The 18,443-nt window shown below is 70.8% G+C and carries 18 protein-coding genes; 9 read left to right on the top strand and 9 right to left on the bottom strand.

Annotated elements, in window-relative coordinates; translation table 11 throughout:
- Positions 1–10: 10 nt before the first annotated feature.
- Positions 11–1,327 (bottom strand): cytochrome P450, encoded by a 1,317-nt coding sequence (locus tag ACH413_RS02030; protein WP_360029759.1) that lies wholly within the window; start codon positions 1,325–1,327, stop codon positions 11–13.
- 132 nt (positions 1,328–1,459) lie between these two features.
- Positions 1,460–2,644, bottom strand: a complete 1,185-nt coding sequence (locus ACH413_RS02035) for a GNAT family N-acetyltransferase (protein ID WP_360029761.1) — start codon at positions 2,642–2,644, stop codon at positions 1,460–1,462.
- Positions 2,645–2,705: 61 nt separating this feature from the next.
- Here ACH413_RS02035 and ACH413_RS02040 point away from each other — a divergent pair, with 61 nt between their 5' ends.
- A complete protein-coding gene (locus ACH413_RS02040) occupies positions 2,706–3,440 on the top strand; it encodes a class I SAM-dependent methyltransferase (RefSeq protein ID WP_360029762.1) in 735 nt (244 codons plus the stop codon).
- On the opposite strand, the gene ACH413_RS02045 is transcribed toward ACH413_RS02040, so the two are convergent.
- The 4 genes from ACH413_RS02045 to ACH413_RS02060 all read right to left on the bottom strand — a co-directional run bounded on the left by ACH413_RS02045 (position 3,441) and on the right by ACH413_RS02060 (position 8,326).
- Positions 3,441–4,190: a DUF899 family protein gene (locus ACH413_RS02045; RefSeq protein WP_360029763.1), complete on the bottom strand. Its 750-nt coding sequence runs from the start codon at positions 4,188–4,190 to the stop codon at positions 3,441–3,443.
- A gap of 330 nt (positions 4,191–4,520) precedes the next feature.
- A complete protein-coding gene (locus tag ACH413_RS02050; RefSeq protein ID WP_360029764.1) occupies positions 4,521–5,108 on the bottom strand; it encodes a hypothetical protein in 588 nt (195 codons plus the stop codon).
- A 43-nt stretch (positions 5,109–5,151) separates the two neighbouring features.
- Positions 5,152–6,723 (bottom strand): ABC-F family ATP-binding cassette domain-containing protein, encoded by a 1,572-nt coding sequence (locus ACH413_RS02055; protein ID WP_360029765.1) that lies wholly within the window; start codon positions 6,721–6,723, stop codon positions 5,152–5,154.
- Positions 6,716–8,326, bottom strand: a complete 1,611-nt coding sequence (locus ACH413_RS02060; protein ID WP_360029766.1) for an ABC-F family ATP-binding cassette domain-containing protein — start codon at positions 8,324–8,326, stop codon at positions 6,716–6,718. The genes ACH413_RS02055 and ACH413_RS02060 overlap by 8 nt, the downstream gene beginning before the upstream one ends.
- Before the next feature lie 240 nt (positions 8,327–8,566).
- Between ACH413_RS02060 and ACH413_RS02065 the strand changes: the two genes are divergently transcribed.
- From ACH413_RS02065 to ACH413_RS02090, 6 genes are all read left to right on the top strand, one after another.
- Complete coding sequence (locus tag ACH413_RS02065; RefSeq protein WP_360029767.1) at positions 8,567–9,103, top strand: DUF4265 domain-containing protein; 537 nt, start codon at positions 8,567–8,569, stop codon at positions 9,101–9,103.
- A 13-nt stretch (positions 9,104–9,116) separates the two neighbouring features.
- Positions 9,117–10,043: a patatin-like phospholipase family protein gene (locus ACH413_RS02070; protein WP_360029768.1), complete on the top strand. Its 927-nt coding sequence runs from the start codon at positions 9,117–9,119 to the stop codon at positions 10,041–10,043.
- Positions 10,044–10,110: 67 nt separating this feature from the next.
- Positions 10,111–10,686 carry a TetR/AcrR family transcriptional regulator gene (locus ACH413_RS02075; protein WP_360029769.1) on the top strand — a complete coding sequence of 192 codons (576 nt, stop codon included), beginning with the start codon at positions 10,111–10,113 and terminating at the stop codon, positions 10,684–10,686.
- Positions 10,683–12,080: an amidase gene (locus ACH413_RS02080; protein ID WP_360029770.1), complete on the top strand. Its 1,398-nt coding sequence runs from the start codon at positions 10,683–10,685 to the stop codon at positions 12,078–12,080. Before ACH413_RS02075 ends, ACH413_RS02080 begins: the two co-directional genes overlap by 4 nt.
- Complete coding sequence (locus tag ACH413_RS02085) at positions 12,077–12,943, top strand: alpha/beta hydrolase (protein ID WP_360029771.1); 867 nt, start codon at positions 12,077–12,079, stop codon at positions 12,941–12,943. The genes ACH413_RS02080 and ACH413_RS02085 overlap by 4 nt, the downstream gene beginning before the upstream one ends.
- 4 nt (positions 12,944–12,947) lie before the next feature.
- Positions 12,948–14,420, top strand: coding sequence for an amidase (locus tag ACH413_RS02090; RefSeq protein WP_360029772.1), 1,473 nt, complete (start codon positions 12,948–12,950; stop codon positions 14,418–14,420).
- Here the strand turns inward: ACH413_RS02090 and ACH413_RS02095 are convergent.
- Entirely contained in the window at positions 14,410–15,363 is a 954-nt protein-coding gene (locus ACH413_RS02095) for an alpha/beta hydrolase (RefSeq protein WP_360029773.1), read from the bottom strand. The genes ACH413_RS02090 and ACH413_RS02095 overlap by 11 nt on opposite strands.
- Positions 15,364–15,430: 67 nt before the next feature.
- Here ACH413_RS02095 and ACH413_RS02100 point away from each other — a divergent pair, with 67 nt between their 5' ends.
- A complete protein-coding gene (locus tag ACH413_RS02100) occupies positions 15,431–16,018 on the top strand; it encodes a helix-turn-helix transcriptional regulator (RefSeq protein ID WP_360029774.1) in 588 nt (195 codons plus the stop codon).
- Here ACH413_RS02100 and ACH413_RS02105 read toward each other — a convergent pair.
- The gene (locus ACH413_RS02105) at positions 16,005–17,222 is read right to left on the bottom strand and encodes an MFS transporter (protein WP_360029775.1); all 1,218 of its coding nucleotides are present in this window, start codon (positions 17,220–17,222) and stop codon (positions 16,005–16,007) included. The two genes, ACH413_RS02100 and ACH413_RS02105, sit on opposite strands and share 14 nt — an antisense overlap.
- Positions 17,223–17,343: 121 nt before the next feature.
- Between ACH413_RS02105 and ACH413_RS02110 the strand changes: the two genes are divergently transcribed.
- Entirely contained in the window at positions 17,344–17,997 is a 654-nt protein-coding gene (locus ACH413_RS02110; protein ID WP_360029776.1) for a helix-turn-helix domain-containing protein, read from the top strand.
- Here the strand turns inward: ACH413_RS02110 and ACH413_RS02115 are convergent.
- Positions 17,975–18,121: a hypothetical protein gene (locus tag ACH413_RS02115; RefSeq protein ID WP_360029777.1), complete on the bottom strand. Its 147-nt coding sequence runs from the start codon at positions 18,119–18,121 to the stop codon at positions 17,975–17,977. The two genes, ACH413_RS02110 and ACH413_RS02115, sit on opposite strands and share 23 nt — an antisense overlap.
- Positions 18,122–18,443: the final 322 nt, after the last annotated feature.

Below are 18,443 nucleotides of genomic sequence, written 5' to 3' on the forward strand. Positions count from 1 at the left end.
CCCCCGTTTTTCACAGGACCTGCTGGATCGGGCTGGGCTGCGCGCCGAGGTGGATCGGCAGCGAGTGCAGCCCGTAGACGATCGAGAGCTTGCGGAACGACAGCGCGCCGGGGTCGGCCGCGAGGCGCATCTCCGGGAACCGGCGGACGAGCGCCGGGTAGGCGATCCGCAGTTCCATCTTCGCGAGCTCGGCGCCGATGCAGCGGTGCGCGCCGTAGCCGAACGCGAGGTGCTGGCTCGCCGGACGGTCCGCCATGATCACGTCCGGGGTGGCGTAGACGCTCGGGTCGCGGTTGGCCTGCGACAGCGAGCACGCCACGATGTCGCCGGCCTTGATCTTCGTCCCGGCGATCTCGATGTCGTGGCGGGCGATCCGCAGGAACGCCACCGACACGACGCTGAGGTGCCGCAGCAGCTCGTCGACCAGCCCGTTCACCGTCTTGTCGTCGCCGAGGGCCTTCTCGCGGAGTGCGGGGTCGCGCATCATCGCGAGCGCGCCGAGCGAGATCATGCTCGCGGTCGTCTCGAACCCGCCGGTGAGCAGCCCGTCCGCGAGCCCCGCCAGCTCGTCGTCGCCCAGGTCGTCGCCGTGCTTGCGGACGAGCTCGCCGAGCAGCCCGTCGGTCGGGGCCAGGCGCTGGGCGCGCACCAGCTCCCGGAAGTACACGATCGACTCGGACACCGCCGACAGCGACGTCGTGGCCGCGCCGCCGAGGTCGAACCGCGAGACGCTGCGCCGCTGGAACTCCTCGCGCTCACTCGCGGGCACGCCCAGCAGCTCGCAGATCGTGAGCGCGGGCACCGTCATCGCGAAGTGCTCGACGAGGTCGACGGCACCGTCCTTCATGGACATCAGGTCGAGCTGGTCCGCGACGATCTGCTCGATCCGCGGCACGAGCCGGGAGAGCCGCCGCATGGTGAACTCCGGCGTCAGCACCTTGCGCAGCCGCGTGTGCTCCGGCGGGTCGCTGAACCCGAGCCCGCCCGGCGCCTCGTCCGAGAAGAGCCCCAGTTCCCGCAGGTGGCCGAAGTCGTTGCTGAACGCCTCGGAGTCCACCAGCACCTGCTTGGACGCCTCGTAGCCCGTCACCAGCCACACCGTGACCGGCAGCGGCAGCCGCGTGATCGGTCCGTGGGCCTGCATCCGCGCCAGCTCCGGCACCGGGTCCACCCCGTTGCGCCGCAGCGGGGCGAGCACGCGCGAGGGCACGAACCAGGACGACTCGAGGTCGAACCCGGTCTTGCTGAGGTGTGCGAGGAACCGCTTCCCCATCCACTCGGTCACGCGCGACCGGACGTCGGTCGCTGACTGCAGAACTTCCCACATGACGCGGCTGCCCTTCGGCGGAAAGGGGGTTACGGGTTGATGATGTCCATCGGAACGGACAATAACGACGCTGCCACGGGCACGCGTCATACCTGGGCCTAACGCGCCGTCATACTTTTGTCCAGATGTCGATCAGAACCAGTGCAGACAGTGCGGAGTGCGTTCGGAACGGAACAGAGCGTCAGCCTTTGCGGTGGATCCGTGCGCTTGGACGTGCCCCGCGCGAACGAGCGTGCTCGGCGTTGTCCCGCCCAGATAGAGCGAACCCAGGTCGCGCACGTCCAGTTCCAGGTCCGGATCGCGGGTGGTCTCCACGCATTCGGCCTTCCCGTCCTCGACGGTCAGCAGATAGCGGTGGTGTTCCTGGAGGAACGGGTCGTCGACGTCGAGCACGATCTCGCCGTCGGTGAGCCAGCCACGCGCGGTCAGCGCCCGCGGCACGTCCAGCAGCCGCACCCAGAGCCAGTCCATCTCGCCGCTCACCTGGCCCGCGTTGAAGTCCGCGAGCATCCAGCGCAGCGGGTGGTCGGTGGGAACGTGCTTGAACACCACCTCGGTGACCAGGTCGTGGTCGAGCGCGAACCGGGCCAACGCCGCGAACACGGCGTCGTCGGCGGTGATGATCTCGTCGACCGTCAGCGTGCCGTTGTCGAGCGCGTAGGTGGCGTACCCGTCCGGCCGGTCGCCATCGCGGTGGACGGCGACGTAGCGCGGCGCCCGTGTCATCGGCGGCATGCCCGCGCCCAGCGCCCACCAGCGGTGTGGCCTTCCCAGCGCGCCGGGCTGGGTGCGGCGGTAGTGGTCGTAGACCTGTTCCATGACGCCGGTGGCTTCGGATCGCGGGAGGACCTCGATCGAGCCCGTGCGCACCCAGGTCCTGAACGCGCTCTGGCCGCGCTGGATCGTCATGCGGCGCGTGTAGGTCGCCGGGCCGTAGCCGAACCTGCCGTAGATCTCGCCCTCGCTCGCCAGCAGCACGGACAGGAACTCGCCGCGTTCGCGCAGCCCGTGCAGCTGGTGCCGCATCATCTCGGTGAGAACGCCCTGGCGGCGGTGCGTGGGGAGCACGCCGACCGCGGTGATCCCGGCGACGGGCACGACGACGTCGCCGGGCAGCGTCAGCTCGAACGAGTACGCGGTGGCCGTTCCGACGGCCTTGCCCTCCGACTCGGCCAGCAGGGTCCGGTCGATCTCGAGCGCCGACCACCAGAGGCCACCACCGTCCGGGCCCGGGGTCTCGGGGAAGCGCCCGAACGCGGTGTGGACGGTCCCGAGGAAGACGTCGAGGTCCTCGGCTGTCGTGGAACGGATCTGCACGCCACAGTGGACCGGTGGAAAGCCGGTGAGCACAAACGACTTTTCTGGCAGTGTCGGTGTGGTGACGAGCGCTGAGGACTTCGACCGCTGGTACGCCGACCGTGCCGCGTCGCCACTGGCCGACGAACTGGTGCGGCGGACGCTCGCCCTCCCACCGGGCCTGGAGTCGACGAGCGTGCTGAGCGGGGCAGGCCTCGACGAGGTCGTGACCGCCCTCGGTCTGGGGACCGGCCAGGTGCTGCTGGACCTGGCGTGCGGCCGGGGCGGGTACGGGCTGGAGATCGCGCGGCGCACCGGGTGCCGCCTGGTCGGCGTGGACTTCTCGGCCGTGGCGATCGAGCAGGCCAGAGAGCGCAGCGGCGGCGGCGACTTCCGGGTGGGAACGCTGACCGCCACCGGGTTGTGGTCGTCCTCGGTCGACGCGGTGCTGATCGTCGACGCCCTGCAGTTCGCGGAGTCCAAGCCGGACGCGCTGCGGGAGTGCCTGCGCGTGCTGCGGCCAGGAGGACGGCTGGTCGTCACCTGCTGGCAGGCGGTCGATCCCGGCGACGAGCGGGTCACGCGGCGGACCCGCGAGCTGGACCTGGCCGTGCAGCTTCCCGAGGCAGGGTTCGCCGACGTGGAGGTGGAGGACAGGCCGGAGTGGAGGGTGACCGAGAGACGGATGTGGGAGGAAGCTCTCACCGTCGAGGCACCCGACCCCGCGATGGTGTCGATGCAGGAGGAGGCGCGGCACATCCTGTCGAACTTCGACAGAAGGCGCCGCCTCCTCGCCACCGCGGTCAAACCGCGCTGATCAGTGGCAGTGACCCTGCCGCCCCAGGGTCGTCACCGGCGTCGCGCCCGGCCGGGTCCACTGCGGAACGGGCCTGCTGTCCTCGCCCCAGCTGGAGTTCCCGTCCGCGTCCGTGCGCCAGAACCAGCCGGCCTGCCGTGCCTCCGGCCAGCCCTCCGGGTGCTGCTCCCAGGCCTCGCCGCGCCCGTGCGCGGTCATGTCGAGCAACCCCAGCGACCCGTTGACCCGCTCGGTGCCGCGCCCCGTCGTGGAGTACGTGAGGAACGCGCGGTCGCCATCGCGCAGATAGCTGGTCAGGTAGCCCATCTCGCCGCCGACGGGTTCGTCCACACCGCGCACCGAGTACCACGGCTGCCGGTAGCCCATGAACTCCACGAACGCGGCCACCTCGTCCCACGCGCCCGTGGTCAGCATCGCGAACGAGACCCCGCGCGCGTTGAGGTAGGCGGCGTCGTCGAAGTGCCACGGAATGTGGGTGCAGCCCTCGCACTGCCCCTGGTGCGGCGCGCCGTCCCACCACATGTGCTTGTAGACCACGAGCTCCTCGCGGCCTTGGAACAGCTCCACGAACGGCACGGGTCCGTCGGCGCCGACCACCTCGACGGTGCCGTCGAACTCCACCATCGGCAGCCTCCGGCGTTCGGCCGCGATCGCGTCGCCCTCGCGGGTGTGGGCCTTCTCGCGGAGCAGGAGCTCGTCGCGGGCCTTCTGCCAGGTGGCGAGGTCGGTGACGGGCGGGCGTCCGGTCATGATCAGTCCTCCGTGGGTTGTGCGGTGTCCTTCCACAACCACGTCGAAGCTGATCCCGCCCTCTCGACATGGCTCAGGGAAGCCATCTGCGGACGGCCCAGAGACACGGCTCGACGGTCCTCGGCCGCCGGGGCAGCGGATCGTCGCTGAGGAACGGCGCCCACTGACCACCGGTTCTGGGGCGCACCGGCTGCTCGTCGGTGCGGGCGAGCCAGACCCACAGCTCAGCGGAGATCGGAACGACCGTTCCGTCCGCGGGCCAGGCATCGCCCGTCTGCGGATGCCGGGGGACGAGCAGGACGTCCGCCTCCGCGGTGGTACCCGGTCCGGTCAGTCCCAGGTCAGGGCAGGCGTTCCTGACGGCCGCTGTGCGTCGAGTTCACGCCGGAACGTGTCCGCGAGCGGTCCGTCCGGAACGGTCACGGGCGCACCTTCGGCGGCCTTCAGCACCCGGACGACCGCCACCGCCGCCGAGATCTCCGCACGTGCCTGCCACCACTCGTCCGCGTCGGTCAACGGCGTGGTGTCCCAGTCGAACGACTCCCACTCGCGCACCGGCTCCGGATCGCCCGCGGGCCGCACGGCGTCAGGTTCGAATCGCACCACCTGCCACAGCGAGCAGTCGTCGACCCGCGTCGCGACCGCCCGCCCGCACGCGCAGGCGAGGTTGGGACCAGCGTGGCCGTCGATCCCGCAGCAGTAGCCGACGAGCCTGTCCTCGATCCACGACACACCGCGCACGTCACCGGGCGCGATGACGATCCGGTCCCGTCCGGCGTAGGTGCCGGTGGGCACCAGGCTCGGCATGTACCGGATGCCGTTGCCCCACTGATGAACCACCTCGTGGTCAGGCCCGTCGACCTGCGTCAGCGGAACGGTCAGCGCGGCACCGCACGCCACGCACTCGAACACCACCATCGGAAACCCCCGGAAACATCATCCGGGGGTCGTCCACCGAGTTTCACAGCCCGATTTCGGCTCCCTGCCACCGGTTGCGCAGCCAGCGGTCGTGGCTCGCGAGCACGATCGCGCCCGGACCCGGCCCCAGCGCGTCCTCCAGCTCGTCGCACAAGGTCGGCGACAGGTGGTTGGTCGGCTCGTCGAGCAGCAGCAGGTGCGGCGGGTTCGCGACGAGCAGCGCGAGTGCGAGGCGGCGTTGCTGGCCCACCGACAACGTGCCGACGGCCTTGCCGAGATCCCACTCGTGCAGCAGCCCCAACGATTCCAGCGGCACCTGCTCGACCCGCTCGGCGCCGAGCGCACGGCCGTAGGTGCCGCGTGCGGTGAGGCGCGGGTTCGCGAACGCCGTGTCCTGGTCGAGCAGCCCGACGCGAACATCCGGATGTCGCCGCACGCCCTGGACGTCCAGCTTCCCGGCCAGCACGAGAAGCAGCGTCGACTTGCCCGCGCCGTTGCGGCCGGTCACGAGCAGCCGGTCGCCGTCGCGCACGTCCAGGAAGTCGAGCGTGAGCCGTCCGGGCACCCGGATCTCGCGCAGTGACACCAGTTCCTCCGCCGGTGACGCCACGGCGTCGGGCTCGAACCGCAGCGGGCGCGGGGGAGCGGGCACGGCGTCGCGTTCCAGGTCCTCGAGGCGGCGGGTGGCGTTGCGGACGCGGCGGGAGATCTGGCTCTGCACGCGGTTCGCCCGCACGCCGTAGCCCATCTTGTCGCTGTCGCGCATGGCCCGGTTCGGTGCGACGCGGCCGGCGATCAGGCCGAGCGAGTCGCGCACCGCCGCCATTTCCTCCTGTTCCTCGGCGTAACGACGTTCCCAGCGGTCGCGGTCGGCGCGTTTCTGGTGCAGGTACTCGGTGTAGGTGCCGCCGAACCGGACGGGGCCGTCCACCGCGGGGTCGAGGTCGATCAGGTCCGTGCACACCGCGTCGAGGAACGCCCTGTCGTGGCTCGCGAGCACCACGATGCCGGGCAGCGCTCGCAGTTGCTCCTCCAGGAACGCCGCCGCGTCGTCGTCGAGGTGGTTCGTGGGCTCGTCCAGCAGCAACGCGGTCGGCCGCCGGATGACCAGCGCGGCCAGGTCGAGGCGCCGCCGCTGCCCACCGGACAACGATCCGAGCGTCCGCTCCCGGCCCACGTCACCGAGTCCGAGTCCGGTGAGGACGATGTCGGCCCGCCGGTCCGCGTCCCAGGCTTCGTGCCGCTGCGCCAGTTCCAGCCGTTCCGCGTACTCCGCCTCGACGTCCTCGCTGCCGAGCAGCGCGCCCAGTCGTTCCAGTTCGGCCAGGTCCTCGCGGGCCTCGGCCAGCGCGTCGTCCAGGACCTCGGCCACCGCGGCCGAGTCCGGGAACGGCATCTCCTGGTGCAGGAGACCCAGGTCCGGTGGCCGGTGCACGACACCGCCGTCGGGCTGGTCGACGCCCGCGAGCAGCCGCAGCAACGTCGACTTGCCCGCGCCGTTCTCGCCGATCAGCCCGATGCGCCGGCCGGGTGCCGCGGTCAGCGACACCCCGTCGAGCACCCGCCTGCCACCGAACCCGCGCACCAACTCCGTGGCGACCAGTGCCTCAGCCATGTGCGGCCTCCGTCAGCTTGCCGCCGTCGAGGCGCAGCCAGCGGTCGATCTTCACCTCGCTCAGGAACCGCTCGTCGTGGCTGACGACGACGAACGCGCCGCGGTACGCGTTCAGCGCGCTCTCCAGCTGCCCGGCGCTGACCAGGTCGAGGTTGTTCGTCGGCTCGTCGAGCAACAGCAGCTGCGGCGCCGGTTCGGCGAACAGGACGCACGCCAGAGTCGCCCGCAGCCGTTCGCCGCCGGACAGCACCCCGACCGGCAGATGCGCGCGGGTGCCGCGGAACAGGAAGCGCGCCAACAGGTTCATGCGTTCCGCCGGCGGCATGGCGGGGGCGAACGCGGCCAGGTTCTCCGCCACCGTGCGGGAGTCGTCGAGCAGGTCCAGCCGCTGCGACAGGTACGCGACCCGGCCGTCGGCCCGTTTCACCTCACCGCTGTCCGGCTCGAGCGAACCGTGGACCACCCGCAGCAGCGTCGACTTGCCGGCGCCGTTCGGTGCGGCCAAAGCGATCCGCTCAGGCCCCCGGATCGCGAAGTCCAGGCCGGAGAACAGGTCCCGCACCCGGAGGTCCGAGCCGAGGAAGAGCGTGCGCCCGGCCGGCACCGCGGTCTGCGGCAGCTCCAGGCTGATCTTCTGCTCGTCCTTCAACGCCCGTTCGGCCTGGTCGAGCTTGGAGCGGGCGGCACCGAGACGGGCCGCGTGCGTGCCATCGGCCTTGGCCGCCGACACCTCCGCGTTGCGCTTCATGTTGCCCGCGAAGATCCTCGGCAGTCCCGCGTTGCCGAGGTTGCGCTGAGCGTTGGACGCACGGCGCGCGGCACGTTCACGGGCCTGCTGCATCTCCCGCTTCTCGCGCTTGACCTCCTGCTCGGCGCTGCGGATGTTCTTCTCGGCCACCTCGCGCTCGGCGGTGACCGCCTCCTCGTAGGCGCTGAAGTTGCCGCCGTAGAACCGGACCTCGCCGCCGTCGAGCTCGGCGATCCGGTCCATCCGGTCGAGCAACGCCCGGTCGTGGCTCACCACGAGCAGACACCCGCGCCAGTCGTCCAGCACGTCGTAGAGCCGGTGCCGGGCGTCCAGGTCGAGGTTGTTGGTGGGTTCGTCGAGCAGCAGCACGTCCGGCTGCCTGAGCAACTGCGCCGCGAGCCCGAGCGAGATGACCTGCCCACCGCTCAACGTGCCCAGCACCCGGTCGAGTGCCAGGTCCCCGAGCCCGAGCCGGTCGAGCTGGGCGCGGGTGCGTTCCTCCAGGTCCCAGTCGGTGCCGATGGTGGTGAAGTGCTCCTCGCCGACGTCACCGGACTCGACGGCCGCGATGGCGCGCAGCACGTCCGCGACACCGAGCACCTCGGCCACGGTCAGCCCGGCGGTGAGCGGCAGGTCCTGCGGGAGGTAGCCGAGCACGCCCTCGACGGACACGCTTCCCTCGGATGGCGTCAAAGTGCCCGCGATGAGCTTGAGCAGCGTCGACTTCCCGGCACCGTTGGGGGCGACGAGACCGGTGCGCCCGCCGGGCACCGAGACGGACAGGCCGTCGAACACGGGGGTGTCGTCCGGCCAGGAGAAGGACAGGGACGACACGACGATGAATGCGTCGGACATGGGTGTGAGACCTCAGGACTGTGCCGCGCGCGGAACGGCCGCGCGTGTGGAAAAGGGGACGACTGAACGGCCATCGGGTGTCGATGGCCTGTCACATCCAGGGCTCACCCTGAGATGTCGTCTTCACCCACCAGCACGTCGAGCTCCTCATCGAGGGCGGTTGATCTCCTACTCCACGGTAGCAGCGCTTCGCGTTCTGGCAACATTTGTTCGACTTCTGGGGAACGGAGTGTGGCTCAGGTGACGGCAGAACCGATCAGCATCGGGCACAGGAGTCCAGTACGTCACTCCGAGAAGAACGGCACGGCGCTGGTGGATCTGGCGCCGTTCGGCATGCCGGGGTTCTTCGAACATCTGGTACTGGCACAGAGCAGCCCCAACGCGTTCGAGGTTCGGTGCATCCCGTTTTGTGCGTACGGCTTCTCACTCGGCGACGAGGTCGCGCTCAACAGCGAGATGTTCGTGGAGCGCGTCGTCAGCAGGAAGGGCAACCGCACCCTGCGCGCGCTGCTCGTGCCGTCGATGGAGGACGACGCGCCGGCCGAGACGTTCCGGGCCGAGGTGGACCGCAGGGCGTCCGCGCTGGGGCTCCTGTACGAATGGAACGGATGGGGCAACGTGGCCATCGACGTGCCCGCGGGCACGTCGGACTCCGAGATCGCGGCGGTGATCGAGTTCATCGGCGGCTACGTGGACCGGGGCCTCGCGTTCTGGGAGTGGTCGGAGACCCTTCCGTTCGAGCCGCCCGTCAGCCCCTGGCCCTGGCCCCTCGTCTGAAGGTGGAGCAGTCGTGACGGTTCTCGAGTTGCTGCGCGAACGCACGCGGCAGCAAAGCGTTCCAGGACAACGGAACGACGACGCGCGCCTGGTGCTGCTGATCGAGGGCGGGAGCTCGCGCGGTGTCTACTCCAGCGGGATGACCGTCGCGATCGAACGGCTGGGGATCCTGCCGGCGTTCGACGCCGTCTACGGCAGTTCGGCGGGGTCGCTGAACGCGGCCTGGTTGCTCTGCGGCCGGGCGGATCAGAGCAAACACGCCTGGTGGGACCCGGCCGTCATGCGCACGACCATCAACCTGCGGCGCGCGTTCAGCCGCAGGCCGGTGGTGGACACCCATCACCTCGTCCACACGATCTACACGCAGGTCCACCGGATGGGCTTCCAGGAGATCCTCGACAACCCCGTCGAGTTCCACCCGATGGCCACGGACGGCCTCACCGGCGCGGCCGCCGACCTGCACGAGCACGTCCGGGACACGCTGAGCCTGCAGACCGCGCTGCGGGCGTCGGCCGCGATGCCGTTCCTCGCCGGCGACCCGGTGATGATCGACGGCCGCCCGTACGTCGACGCGGGCCTGAGCGAGACGGTGCCGATTCGCAGCGCGCTCGCGCAGGGGGCCACGCACGTCGTCGCTCTGCGCACGCGCCGGGAGGACGAGTTCCTGGGGACGCCGCCCTCCCGTGGTGAACGCTTCGTGTTGTCACGCTGGTTCGCCCGACACGCGCCGGGTGTCGTGCCCTCCTGGTTGCGCCGTGAGGAGATCAGGGCCGAGGACGAGGAACTGCTCGCGTCCCATCCCGCCTGCCTGCAGATCCGGCCGCCGCTCGGGAGTGCGGCCATCGGGCGGACCGAACGGCGTCCGCGCGTCATGCAGGACGCCCTCGACGTCGGTGTGGCGGCGGCGATGGCCGAGTTCGCCGGGTGCGTCGTGGGCTGACCCTTGTGGACGTGCACCGGGCGGCCTACGGTATCGCTACAACTTGTTGCGAATTGGAGGGCTGCCGGTGGCAGGGCGTCCGCGGGATCCCGATCTCGAACAGCGGTTGCTGGCGACGGCGTGGTCGCTGCTGACCTCGAACGGCTACGACGCGCTGACGCTGACGCAGGTCGCGGCGCAGTCCGGGGCGCACAGGACCGATGTCTACCGGCGCTGGCGCAGCAAGGTGCGGCTGGTGGCGGACGTGCTCGACGCCTACCTGCCCCCGGTGCCGGACCCCGACACCGGCACGCTGCACGGTGACCTCAGGGCGTTCGCGGACGACCTGGCCGGGGCCTGGAACGAGCCGTGGAACGACGGCCTGGTCGGCTTCCTGGCCGACCTGCGCGGGGACGCCGAGGCCGAGCGGACGTTCCGCGCGCTGGTCGGGCGCCGGTCGCAGCCGCTGGTCGACGCCATCGCACGGGCGGTGCGGCGCGGTGAGATCGCCGAGGTGCCGGAACTGCCGTTCGTCGGCAACCTGCTCGAAGGCCCGCTGATGCACCGGCGGATGTTCGGCGGAGAGCCGATGACGTCCGAGGAGCTCGACGTGGTGACGTGGTCGGTGCACCGCCTGCTCACCGGAACCCCGGTGAAGCCATGAGCCCGCACGAGCTCACCGCCGCGCAGCAGCTGAAAGCGCTGCACGCCAAGGAGATCAGCTCGCGCGAACTGACCGCGCACTACCTGGAGCGCATCGAGCGGCACGCCGGACTCGGCGCGTTCGTGACGGTCAACGAGAGTGCGCTCGACGACGCCGCACGCGCGGATGATCGGCTGGCGAGGGGAGAGCAGGCAGCGCTGCTCGGACTGCCCTTGGGCATCAAGGATCTCGCGGCGACGGCCGGCCTCCGCACGACGTTCGGATCGGCGGCGCTGGCCGAGTTCGTGCCGCAGCAGGACTCCTGGACGGTCGGACTGCTGCGGCAGGCGGGCGCGGTCGTGCTGGGCAAGACGAACACGTCGGAGTTCGGCGCGAGCTGCTACACCGAGAACGACGTCACGCCGAGCCCGGCCGTGACCCCTTACGCGCCAACGCGGTACTCGAGTGGCTCCAGCGGCGGCGCGGCCACGGCCGTCGCGGCGGGACTGCTTCCCGTCGCGCACGCCAGCGACGGCGCCGGTTCGATCCGCACGCCCGCGGCGACCTGCCACCTGGTCGGGTTCAAGCCCAGCCGCGGCCTGGTGAGCCCGGCGCCCGCCGCCTCGTTCCTCCTCGCCAGCACCGAGGGACCGATGGCGCGCACCGTCGAGGACGCGGCACTGCTGCTGGACGTGATGGCCTCGCCGGCACCTGGCGACCTCTACGGATGGCGCAACGAGGGCAGCTTCGCCTCGGCGCTGAAGCTCCGGCGCCGCCTCAGAATCGCGATGTGGACGGACACCGGCACGGGCGAGGACGCCGATCCGCAGGCGGAACTCGCGGTGCGGCGCACGGCGAGCGTGCTCGAGGAACTCGGCCACGACGTCCGCGAGATCCCGCTGCCCGCCCGCTGGGACGAACCCGTGGGGCGCGCGATCCTGGCCTGGTTCGCCTACCAGGTGGGCACCGTCGCCCAGATGATGGTGCCGCTGAACCGAACCCATCTGTTGCGGCCGTACGCCCGTCACCTGCTCGCCATCAACGACACGTTGTCCGCCAACGACGTCGTCATGGCGCAGGCGCTGCTCGCCCGCTATGCCAGCACGTTCCTGGCCGCGGTGGACGACTACGACGTCGTGCTGACGCCCACGACGAACGGCCCGCCGGTCCCGATCGGCTACTACGCCGGCGACGAGGCCGACCTGATGCTGAAGTGGTCCTGCCACACGCCCTGGGCCAACCTCGCCGGAGTGCCGGCGATCTCGCTCCCGTCGCACGTGGACGCCGGCGGACTGCCGCACGGCGTGCACCTCGTGGGCCGCAACCGCCGTGACTCCGAACTGCTCGCCCTCGCCGCACAGCTGGAAAGCGCGGCGCTGTGGGACGAACTCCACCCGCCGAGCTGGCACGAGTGAAAGGCCCCGCGATGCCGGAGAAGATCGTGACCCTGCCGGACGGCCGGGCGATCCGCGCCGTCACGGCGGGGGAGGGCCCGGGGCCGTTGATCGTCTTCGAGGCGGGCATGAGCGCGCCCGGTTCGTCGTGGATCCACACCCAGCGCGAGGTGAGTGCCCGCTACCGCACGCTTTCCTACGACCGCGCGGGCTACGGCGGCAGTGACGCCGACCCGCACGACCGCACGCTCGACCGGATCGTGGACGACCTGACCGCGTTGCTCGACGCGCTCGGCGAGACCGAGCCGGTGGTGCTCGTCGGACACAGCTGGGGCGGCCCGATCATCCGCGTGTTCGCCGACCGGTACCCGCGACGCGTGGCCGGCATGGTGTTCGTGGACGCGACCCTCGCCGAGGTCATGTCCACCCGCAACGCCAAGGTCGCGGCGAGGTTCTTCAGCCTGATGGCGGTCGTGGCGCGCCTGGGCGGCAAGGGGCTGATCAAGCGGCAGACGTTCCGCAACGGCGTCTCGCCGGAGATCTCCGCGGCCGACGTGGAGGTCATGACGCGCGACTACGCGACCGCGCGGGCGATGAAGGCGGGCAGCAGGGAGGCGGCCCAGATCGTGTCCGCGCTGCCGGTGATGCGCCGGGTGCAGGCGACGGGCACGCCGGACGTCCCGACGGTCTGCCTGCAGGCGGGACTGGTCGAGCGCGGGATGGCGAAGTGGCGCCCGGTGTTCAACCAGCACGCGGCCGATCTGATGGACGCCGCCCCGCGCGGCAAGATGATCGTCGTCGAGGAGGCGGGGCACCTCATCCCGCAGGAGACCCCCGCGATCGTGCGGGAGACCATCTTCGGCGTGGCCGAACAGCTACCTTGAGCGCGTGGACTTCGACGAGTACCGGAAGTACGACGCGACCGGGCTGGCCCGGCTCGTCGCGGACAAGCAGGTCTCCGCGACCGAACTCCTCGCGGTGGCACGGGAACGCGCCACTGCGGTGAACCCGCGGCTCAACGCGATCGTGCGGGACGTCCCCGCCGAACCCTCCGACGACCTCACCGGCCCGTTCGCCGGGGTGCCGTTCCTGATCAAGGACCTCGGCCAGGACTACGCGGGCATGCCGACCTCGAACGGGTCGCGCTCGCTGACGGCGCACAGGGTCGCCGCGCACTCGACCGTCGTCCAGCGCTGGATCGACGCCGGCCTGGTGATCTTCGGCAAGACCAACCTGCCGGAGTTCGGCGCGAAGGCGATCAGCGAGTCGACCGTCTGGGGTCCCGCGCGCAACCCGTGGGATCTGGAACGGACTCCCGGTGGGTCGTCGGGTGGCTCGGCCGCCGCGGTCGCCGCCGGGATCGTGCCGTGCGCGGGCGCGAACGACGGCGGCGGCTCGACCCGGATCCCGGCGGCGTGCTGCGGGCTCGTCGGGCTGAAGCCGGGACGCGGGCTCACGCCGTTCGGCCCGGAGACCGCCGAGATGATGCACGGCGCGGCGGTGCAGGGCGTCGTCTCGCGCACGGTCCGCGACACGGCCGCGATGCTCGACGTCATCTGCGGCGGTGAGCCCGCCGGGCCCTACTCGCCCGCGCTGCCCGCGGAGTCGTTCGCCTCCTTCGTCGGCCAGGCGCCGGGGAAGCTGCGGATCGGCGTCCGGGTGCCGTCGGCGATCAATCCCGACCCGCACCCCGAGGCGGTCGCGGCCGTCGCGTCGGCCGTCCAGGTGCTCACCGAACTCGGTCACCACGTCGAGGAACTGCCGCAGGCGCCGTTCGACGACGCCGCGCTCGCGAAGGACTTCCTGCTGACGTGGTTCGTGAACCTCGCCTGGAAGGTCGCCGACGCGAAACGCCTGACCGGTGCGCCCGACAGCGCGTTCGAACGCGACACGCTGCTCATGGCCGCGCTGGGACGGGCCACGAGCAGCGTCGACTACGTGGACGCGGTGCAGCGGCGGCACGAGCACACCCGCCGCCTGAGCACGTACTTCGAGTCCTACGACCTCCTGCTGACGCCGACTCTGGCCACTCCGCCGCCCAAGATCGGCCAGTTCGACCTGCCGGCGTCGTTGCAGCGGGCCACCGACGTGCTGCTCAAGACCGGCACGGCCCGGTTCCTGAAGCACACTCCGATCGTCGAGGACATGATCAAAGACAACCTCGGCTGGGTGCCCTACACGCAGCTCGCGAACATCACCGGCAGGCCCGCGCTGTCGTTGCCGCTGCACTGGACGGCGGACGGGCTGCCGCTGGGCGTCCAGTTCGTGGCGCCGCTCGCGGGGGAGTCGGTGCTGATCAAGCTCGCGGCACAGCTGGAAGAGGCGCTGCCGTGGGCTGATCGCGTTCCGGTCATGAACTGAGGAACCGCAGCAGTTCCGCGGTGACGAACTCGGGGTTCTCCTCGACCAGCCAGTGGCCGGCGTGCGGAACGTCCAGCGCTCGCACGATGTTCGTCATCCGCGGGGCCGCCGTGCCCGCGATCGCCTTGGCCTGGCCCTCCGCGGCCATCACCAGGGTCGGGGCCTGGGCCGGCCGGGCGGCTTCGGTGTCGCGGACGTCTTGGTCCAGTGCGCGGTACAGCTCGAAGCCGTTCGACAGGCTCTTGCCGTAGGTCCGCGCGTACTCGTCGATCTCGTTGTCCGCGAACGGGGATTTCGTCGACGTGCCACCGAAGGCGCTGCCCTGGTACGCGACCTGCGGGTAGAAGAGCGCGAGGTAGTCGCGGACGTCGTTCTGGACGACCGCCTCGGGGACCTGGCGCTGCGAGTGGAACGCGATGTGCCAGCTCAGGTTCCGGTAGGTGCGGGCGTCGATCGCCGGGCCCGGCAGCGGCAGGTCGAGGTAGCCGAGACGGGCGGTGTCCTCGGGGAACTGGCTGGCGTACTGGAACGCGACGGCGGCGCCGAGGTCGTGGCCGACGACGGAGGCGTTCTTGAGACCGAGCTCGCTGGTCAGCGCGTGGACGTACCGCGCGAGCGTCGCCTTGTCGTAACCCTTCGGCGTGCCGGTGCTGTCCCCGAGACCGGGCAGGTCGAGCGCGTAGACGGTGTGGCGTTCGGCGAGCGCGGGCATGATCGGCCACCAGCCGTACCAGGTCTGGGGCCAGCCGTGGATCAGCACGACCGGGGTGCCGCTGCCGCCCTTGACGTAGTGGATCTTGAGGCCGTCGACGTCGGCGAACTCGTGCCGGAACGTCTTCTGGAACACCGGGTCGTTCTGAGTGATTTGAGCGTGGGGCTGGGTTTCCGGCGGCGTGGAACAGGCCGTGATCAGGAGCAGAAGTGCGAGGAAGAGCCGTTTCATGCGCCCAGCTTGGGTCGAGGTTGCTGGATCTGGCACGAAAACTTGCCGTGATGGCAAGATGGCGGTCGTGAACCGCGAAACCGAAGACGTTCTCGACGGTGTGGGCGCGCGGCTGCGGACGCTGCGCCGGCACCGCGGCATCACGCTCGCCGACCTCGCGACGACCACCGGCATCTCGGAGAGCACCCTGTCGCGGCTGGAGAGCGGGCAGCGCCGGGCGACCCTGGAACTGCTGCTACCGCTCTCGCGCGTCTACGACGTGCCGCTGGACGACCTCGTCGGCGCCCCGCGCACCGGTGACCCGCGCATCCACCTCAAGCCGATCAACAAGTACGGCATGACGTTCGTGCCGTTGTCGCGACGGCCGGGCGGGGTGCAGTCGTTCAAGATGCTCATCCCCGCGGTGCCGAAACCACTCGACCCGACTGTGCAGACGCACGACGGGTTCGAGTGGCTCTACGTCCTGAACGGACGGTTGCGGCTGGTGCTCGACGACCTCGACCTGACGTTGCCGCCCGGTGAGGCCGCCGAGTTCGACACCTCGAAGCCGCACTGGCTGGGAAGCGCGGACGGCGGCGCGGTCGAACTGCTGATCCTGTTCGACCCCCAGGGGGTGCGCACGCACGTCCACGCGGACAAGATCACGTCCGGTTGAGGCGCACCATCGCGACCACGCTGACCAGCGCCACGATCGCGACGACGACCCCGTAGCCGACCGCCATGGGCGCCGCGCCGACGACACCGATGAGCAGTCCCGCGACGATCGCCGAGCTGCCCATCGCGAGGTAGCCGACGAAGAAGATCGCGGTGAACAGCCCGGCCCGCTCGTGCGGCGCGACCTCGGGCACGAGCCCGCGGGTCGTCCCGGCGAACGAGGCGCCGATCCCGGCCCCACCCACGATCGCGGCCGCCCAGAGCAGGGGCAGCGAGACGGCTCCGATGCTGCCGACGAACAGGACGGCACCGGCCACCATCGCGATCGTGCCGCCGAGCCGCAGCCGGGGAGCCTTCACCCCGCTGCTGAACGCGGAGGCCACAGTGGACGCTCCGAGCGCGACGAAGGCCAGCAGCGAACCGATGATCGGGCTCTTCACGGCGAACACCGCGACCAGCAGCGCGGGCACGAGCCCCATGAACGCCGTCATCGTCATGAACCCGCCGACGATGCCCGGCACCGAGGTCCAGTAGAGCCTGCGCACCTGCACGGGCAGGGAGATGCGGGGGTTGAGCGAGGCGATCGCGCCGGGCTTGCGCGTCGCGGTCTCGGGCGTGAACACCGCGAAGATCGTTCCGGCCGCCATCACCACGGCGAGCACGAACCACACGTCGAAGGCCGCGTTCGAGGAGAACTCGGCCAGCACACCCGCGAAGAGCGCGCCGATCGCGAGCCCGCCGAGCGGCGCCATGCTGGTCATCTGCGCGCCCAGCTTCTTGAACCGCTCAGGCGCGAGTTCGACGACAGCCGCGCTGAGCGCACTGGAAGCGGCTCCGGTCGCGACACCCTGCACGACCCGTGCGGCGATCACCCAGCCGATGCTCGGTGCGACCAGGAACATCAGCATCGCGACCAGGTCGATGCCCAGCGCGGCGATCATGAGCGGCCGCCGTCCGATGTGGTCCGACAGCGACCCGATCACCAGGATCGCGACGAGCAGCGAGAACGCGTAAACGCCGAACGCGAGGGTGAGCACCCACGGCGCGAACCCCCATTGGTGCTGGTAGACCGGCAGCAACGGGGTCGGCGCACCAGCCGCCACCAGGATCGCGACCATCGCGGCCGAGATGCCCGCGAAGCCTGCGCCGCGTGACAGGTAGGGCCGGCGCGTGGCCGTGTCTGTGCGATCGAGCAGTGCGGTCATCGCACTTCCTTCAGGTTCGGGGAGTAGTGCGGACGACAGTAAACGCGGTCGCTTGCTTTTTGCAAGTGAGCTTTGAATCACGCAGTTGGCTACTCTGATGCAAGCTTGCTACGGTGAGTGCGTGAAGCGACGTGATTTCGGCCAGTACTGCGGCCTCGCCCGCGCGCTGGAGCTGGTGGGCGAGCGGTGGGCGCTGCTGATCGTGCGCAACCTGATCGTCCGGCCGCGTCGCTACTCGGAGCTGCAGACCGGCCTGGCGGGCATCCCGACGAACGTGCTGGCCACCCGGCTCAAGGAGCTGGAACAGGCGGGCATCGTGGAGCGTCAGGTCGCCCCGGCACCTGCGCGCGGCGTCGTCTACGCGCTCACCGAGGTTGGAAGGTCGCTGGAACCGGCGCTGCTGTCCCTGGCCCGCTGGGGCGCGACCCAGCTCGGCGACCCGCAGCCGGGCGACGTCGTCACGCCCGAAGGCGCGGTGCTGAGCCTGCGCACCGCGTTCCAGCCCGCGAAGGCGGCCGGCCTGACCGCGTCCTGGGAGATCCACGTCCGGGGCGCCGTGGTGCACGCGGTCATCACCGACGGTGAACTGGTGACCGGCCTCGGCCCGGCCCCGGTCGAGCCCGATCTGGTCATGGTCCCCCAACTCGCGGACGACCAGCTCGCGGCCTACCGGGTGATCATCGCGGTGATGCGGGACGGTCTGGTGGAGCTGCGGGGCGACCGCAAGCTGCTCGACACGTTCCTGCGGGTGTTCACGGTTCCGCTGGCGGCCTGAGCGCGACCGAGCCCGTCAGGAGCAGTCCGGCGGCGACTGGCAGCGCGTGTGGCATCAGCAGGCCCGCGGCGATCAGCGCGAGTGCGACGAGGTGCAGCGGCCAGGTCTTCTGGCGAGTGGTCATCGGGCGCCTCCCAGCTGGGGGTTGAGGGCGTCGGGTTCCACGATGCGTCAGTGACCTGGGGGCTGGCGATCCGTCACGGCACTCAACCTGGCGGTGGCCCAGGGCGGTGGTGGGCGCTGGGCGTGGGTGTCGCTACCCGCTCCAGGTGACGGTCGCGGAGTGCCGCCTGCGCTCTCGCGTTCCGCCTGCGCTCTCGCGTTCCGCCTGCGCTCTCGCGTTCCGCCTGCGCTCTCGCGTTCCGCCCGCACCACTCAGCCACGCCCTTCGCCTCCGCCCTTCGCCTCCGCCCTGCCATCGCCTTCCGCGTTTGCCTGCGTCGCCC

Origin of the sequence: Lentzea sp. NPDC020367, assembly GCF_044387305.1 — a bacterium.
GTDB lineage: Bacteria > Actinomycetota > Actinomycetes > Mycobacteriales > Pseudonocardiaceae > Lentzea.